A 5,610-nucleotide genomic window follows, 5' to 3' on the forward strand; every position below is an offset into this window, starting at 1 on the left:
CCGGACAAGGCGCGTCAAGCGCCGCCTCCGGGAAGCCGTGCGTAATACGGCCTCCGCTTTTCTTCCGGTTCGCGTTGCGCTTAGCCGGGCGACAAGTTCACCGCCGTCTGCGTGTTTTGTCGCCCGGAACATGCTCAACGCGTTAAATTACTCTTTCGCGATAGGCGTTTCGTTTTCCGCCACTTTGCTATCGCCCTGAATAGCCGCGATTTTCTTCTCCACCTCGGCAACCTGCTCGCTGCTGTGCAGCAGCGTATAGGTCAGATCAAACTGGGCGCTTTCCCCGGGCTGAAGCTGCTTAACGCGTTTTTGCTCCCGCTCGATAGTGACCGGATAGGCGTAGCTGGTGCCTGGCTCAATACCGGTGACGTAACCCTGTTTCTCGGTATCGGTATTTTTCCACAGGGTCAGCACCGGTAGCTGGCGGGTATCAAACTGAATAGATGCCCCTTTATCGCCGGCTTTGTTGACCACTGCGGCTAGCGTTTGATGATTTTCATCCGCCAGAGGCTGCATATTAAACACCATTTCATCGAAATCTTTCGTTGGTCCGGCGTAGGTTTGCCAGCTTTTTAAGCCCGCTTTGGCGTAGTCGTTGAATGGACTGATGCTGGCGATCGGGGCCAGGAAGCGGGCGCCTTCTTCGAGGATCGGCTTGCCAAAGTTGCTGTGATAGATAATTTGATAGTCATGCGGATAGTCGGCATGGTTGGTCAGGACATCGTGCAGGCTAAAGCTATTGCTGCCTGGCACGTAGCGCAGTTCGGTCATGGTCTGCAAATCTGCTTTCTTGAAGGTGCTCTCCTTCACCAGTCCACGAACGCGAATTTCATATGGCGCGGTATCCGCCACTTCAACTTCTACCTGGGAAGCCGGCGTGTTGCCGACTTTGCCGTGCAGGGTGTAAATCTGCCCATCGGCGGTCACCGGGTGGCCTGTCCATTCGTAGCCGCAGCGTACCATCATTTCATTGAAACCCTCCAGCCATCCCAGTCCGTTACGGCTTTCGAGGTTAATAAAGGCGGGATTAACCACTTCTTTGACCGGCGAATCCCAGCCCATTCGCGATCCAAAGCCTTCGATTTTTAGCAGGTTCATGCCGCGGGTCGGGCTAAGCGCGATGGTCAGGCCGTCTTTACTATGGATCACAAGGATTTTACTGCCTTCTTGTTTACCGCCGTGAAGGACTTTTTGCTCAATGCTGAAGTTATGCTCTTTTATCTTCAGCTGATCGCTGGTTATTTGCCAGTTTCCTTTATCTATGCCGCTTTCAGCGCTTGTCAGCACCCACGTTTTTGCCATTGCCGGCGTAGAAATAAGCGCGGCAATGGCCGTCAAAGCTAATGTCTTTTTCATTTTTCATCCCTTTTGCTGAATCGATTGTGTCACTGATGCAGGGAATTTAGTTGCAAGTGGATTATGAAAATGTGAAGTGTCTCACCTGGTGAGAAAACAGGCGTTTTTATATTTTTAAATGAGATATAAATCTCTTTTCGTCAGTGATATTGAATTTCGTTGCTGAAATTATGTGATTACTATCGTCTTTTGCTTTAACGATTCAGCTTGGGTTCATTGCAGAAATACCGAGGCGGGATAAAAGGGATGGCTGCAGGGAGTCGCTATTCCCTGCAGCCTTAGGCAACGTGGCTTTACCGTTCACAACATCGCAGCGCTGAGGCTATCAAGCGCCGTAGAATGCCAGGGTGTACAACCCTTTAACGTCCTGAACTGACGGATAGTTAGGATTGGTTAACGTACAGGGATCGTCGACGGCATGGCGACTCATTCGGTCGAGCACATTAACAAAGGTCACTTCATTGATTTCCACTTCGTCACACTGGCTCAGCGTTTTCGGGACGCCCAGCCGTTGATTCAGCGCATTGATCGCGGCAATTAAATTATCCATACCTAATGCGGCTTCCAGCTGACGATATTTTTTGGTGAACTTCGCATTATATTGAATGATATACGGCAACATAATCGCATTCGCCAGACCGTGAGTAATGCCAAATTCGCCGCCAATTTTATGCGCCATCGAATGCACTAATCCCAGTGACGCATTGGTGAAGGCGATTCCCGCCAGCGCGGAAGCATTATGCATATGCATGCGGGCATTTAAATCATCGGGTGAGCGCCAGGCGGTTTCCAGATGCTTAAATACCAGCCGAATGGCCTCTACCGCATAAGGGTCGGTAAACGAGTTGGCTGCAGTGGAGACGTAGGCTTCAATCGCATGGGTCAAAACGTCCATGCCGGTGTGAACCGTCACGTGAGGCGGCATTTTTGCCGGAATAGTGGGGTCGAGAATGGCGATATCCGGCACCAGATCGGCGGCAACAATCGGGTATTTGATATGATTTGCCGTATCGGTGATCACCGAGAAGGCGGTGATTTCGGACGCGCTGCCGCTGGTGGAGGGGATCGCCACAAACCGTGCTTTGCTGCGCAGCGGCGGCATGGCACCGACGGGAATAATATCCTCAAACTTCAGCTGCGGATGTTCATAGAAACACCACATAACTTTAGCGGCATCCAGCGCGGAACCGCCGCCAATGGCCACTATCCAGTCAGGTTCAAAGGCCAGCATCGCTTTGGCTCCGCGCCAGACGGTTTTAATGGACGGATTGGGTTCAACATTATCGATAATAATGCACTCTATACCCGCTTTATTGAGTTCGCTGACGGCTTTATCCAGAAAGCCAAAACGCTTCATTGAACTGCCGCCGGTGACTAATGCGGCTTTTTTTCCGCTCAGGGTGGAAAGATGCTCTAAAGCATTTTCGCCATAAATAATACTGCGAGGAATTGAGAAGGCCTGGGTCATAGGAAACTCCATTTAATATTAAGGATTTTTTTAGTGTGCAGTCGTTATTAACGATTCAGCGACACGTGCAGAATAAAAAAATCGAATTAATGCTCCAGATACTGCCGGAGCAATATCTGGAGGGAGCTGACCGTCATATTTCAAGCTGCTTGTACGTTGCCCGCATTTGTTGACCTCAGCCATTTACGCCAGTAAATGACTGAGGATTCGCTGGGTTGCTACCTGTCCCGCAACTCGTTATATGTTGGGTTTAAATGGCTATTAAATCGTACCGTCCCAGGAGTCGACTTTTTCGCGTTTTGCTTCTTCTTCATCAAACCAGCGCGAAGTCACGCATTTGGACTCTGTATAGAAACGAACGCCATCTTTGCCCAGGCAGTGCAGGTCGCCGAAGAACGACTGTTTATGACCTGAGAAGGGGAATACGCCGACCGGCACCGGGATGCCGACGTTAATACCGACCATACCGCCGTGGGTGCGTTTCTGGAACTCGCGGGCGTAGTAGCCGCTTTGGGTGAAAATAACCGAGCCGTTGGCAAACGGGTTATTGTTCATTAATTTTAGACCTTCTTCGAAGGTTTTTACCCGCTTAAAGCACAGGACCGGCCCGAAAATTTCCTGCGTCCCGACGCTCATCTCCTCGGTCACGCCATCGAGTATAGTCGGCCCGACATAGAAGCCTTTTTCCTGGCCCGGCACCTTAATATCGCGACCATCGAGCACCAGCTTCGCACCCTCTTCGATGCCTTTATTAATCCAGTTGATGACGGATTGTTTATGGTCTTTAGAAATCACCGGACCCATGTCGGTATCGCGCAGATAGCCGGGGCCGATTTTCAGCTGTTTGGCTTTTTCGACGACGGCGGCAATCAGCTTGTCGGCAATCTCTTCCTGCACCACGACGACCGGCAGCGCCATACAGCGTTCGCCCGCGCAGCCGAACGCGGCGTTGATAATACCGGCGGCGGTACGGTTAATTGGCGCATCGGCCAGCACCAGGGCATGGTTTTTTGCTTCGCACAGCGCCTGGACGCGTTTGCCGTGGGCGGCGGCTTTGGAGTATACGTGCAGGCCGACGGACGTCGAGCCGACGAATGAGACGCCGTTAACGTCCGGATGGGTCAGCAGAATATCGGCTTCGTTACGTGAACAGGTCACGATGTTAATCACGCCATCCGGTACGCCCGCTTCCTGATAGAGTTTGGTGATTTCCATACAGGTCATCGGCGTCATACTGGCCGCTTTAATCACCATGGTGTTACCGGATGCGACGCATAGCGGCGCCATCCATCCCATCGGAATCATCGCCGGGAAGTTAAACGGCACAATGCCGGCGAACACGCCAATCGGCTCACGGTAAAGGTTGGTGTCGATCCCGGCTGACGCGTCCATCAGATTTTCACCCGCCAGCAGAGTCGGGATAGAGCAGGCAAGCTCGGTGCCCTCTTTCGCTTTTAATACATCGCCTTGAGCATCTCCCCAGGCTTTACCGTTTTCTTTCGCCACCAGCTCGGTTAAGCGATCCTGATGCTGGATTAATAATTCACGAACGCGAAACATAATTTGCGAGCGTTTAATCGCCGGAGTATCTGACCACGCCGGAAAGGCTTTGCGCGCCGCGGCAACGGCATCCAGCACTTCTTGCTCGGTGCAGCAGGGGGCCTGAGCCATGACTTCCCCGGTACTTGGGTTATAGACGTCCATATAGCGTTCGGTCTGCGAAACGCGCCATTGACCATCAACGAAATATTTCAGTCTTGGTACAGTAGTCATATTTTTCTCCATGATAATATCTGTCGACTTTCTCTCATAATCAGCCTCTGAGCGGCGGTAAATCACTTACCGCCGGGTCAGCCACTTTCTTGAATATTGAATAAGCGCTTATTTCCGGACAACGGCCTCCGCTTTTTGCGATTTTCCGGCTGCGGTCGGTGATTTTTCAGCGTATTGATTGCCGTAGAAGCTGTCTGTCAGCAGCTGTTTCAATTCAGAAATCAGCGGATAGCGCGGGTTGGCGCCGGTGCACTGGTCATCGAACGCATCTTCCGCCAGCTTATCGACGTGGGCGAGGAAATCGGCCTCCTGCACCCCCGCCTCGCGGATGGATTTTGGTATGCCCAGTTCAGCTTTGAGTGCTTCCAGCCAGCCAAGGAGTTTTTCGATTTTCGCTGCGGTGCGGTCACCCGGTGCAGTCAGACCCAGGTGGTCGGCGATTTCCGCATAGCGACGACGGGCCTGCGGGCGGTCATACTGGCTGAATGCCGTCTGTTTGGTCGGGTTGTCGTTGGCGTTATAGCGAATGACGTTGCAAATCATCAGCGCGTTCGCCAGGCCGTGAGGAATGTGGAACTGTGAACCCAGCTTGTGCGCCATCGAGTGGCATACTCCGAGGAAGGCGTTGGCAAAGGCAATACCGGCGATAGTCGCCGCGCTGTGCACGCGCTCACGCGCTGCCGGGTTCCTGGAACCTTCATGGTAAGACGCCGGCAGGTTATCTTTCAGCAGCTTCAGCGCCTGCAGCGCCTGGCCGTCGGAGAACTCGGAAGCCAGTACGGAAACGTAAGCTTCCAGCGCATGGGTCACCGCATCCAGACCACCGAAGGCGCACAGGGACTTCGGCATCTCCATCACCAGGTTAGCATCAACAATCGCCATATCCGGGGTCAGGGCATAGTCAGCCAGCGGGTACTTCTGCCCGGTGGCGTCATCGGTAACAACGGCGAACGGCGTCACTTCCGAGCCGGTACCAGACGTGGTGGTGATCGCCACCATTTTGGCTTTAACCC

At 52.9% G+C, this 5,610-nt stretch carries 4 protein-coding genes; all 4 read right to left on the reverse strand.

Annotated features, from left to right (window positions below):
• Nucleotides 1–147 precede the first annotated feature (147 nt).
• Nucleotides 148–1,356, reverse strand: coding sequence for an aldose 1-epimerase family protein (locus tag HMPREF3178_RS10230; RefSeq protein ID WP_017145073.1), 1,209 nt, complete (start codon nt 1,354–1,356; stop codon nt 148–150).
• Between the two features lie 325 nt (nt 1,357–1,681).
• Nucleotides 1,682–2,824 carry an iron-containing alcohol dehydrogenase gene (locus HMPREF3178_RS10235; protein ID WP_017145072.1) on the reverse strand — a complete coding sequence of 381 codons (1,143 nt, stop codon included), beginning with the start codon at nt 2,822–2,824 and terminating at the stop codon, nt 1,682–1,684.
• A 261-nt stretch (nt 2,825–3,085) separates the two neighbouring features.
• The gene (locus tag HMPREF3178_RS10240; protein ID WP_016809344.1) at nt 3,086–4,597 is read right to left on the reverse strand and encodes a CoA-acylating methylmalonate-semialdehyde dehydrogenase; all 1,512 of its coding nucleotides are present in this window, start codon (nt 4,595–4,597) and stop codon (nt 3,086–3,088) included.
• 108 nt (nt 4,598–4,705) lie between these two features.
• Nucleotides 4,706–5,610, reverse strand: a 905-nt coding sequence (locus tag HMPREF3178_RS10245; RefSeq protein WP_139146023.1) for an iron-containing alcohol dehydrogenase, incomplete at its 5' end; no start/stop codon positions are given.

This window comes from Klebsiella sp. HMSC09D12 (assembly GCF_001808475.1).
GTDB lineage: Bacteria > Pseudomonadota > Gammaproteobacteria > Enterobacterales > Enterobacteriaceae > Klebsiella > Klebsiella oxytoca.

Coding starts and splice junctions, on each gene's coding strand:
- HMPREF3178_RS10230 (WP_017145073.1), bottom strand. CDS start 1,356: ATGAAAAAGACATTAGCTTTGACGGCCATTGCCGCGCTTATTTCTACG.
- HMPREF3178_RS10235 (WP_017145072.1), bottom strand. CDS start 2,824: ATGACCCAGGCCTTCTCAATTCCTCGCAGTATTATTTATGGCGAAAAT.
- HMPREF3178_RS10240 (WP_016809344.1), bottom strand. CDS start 4,597: ATGACTACTGTACCAAGACTGAAATATTTCGTTGATGGTCAATGGCGC.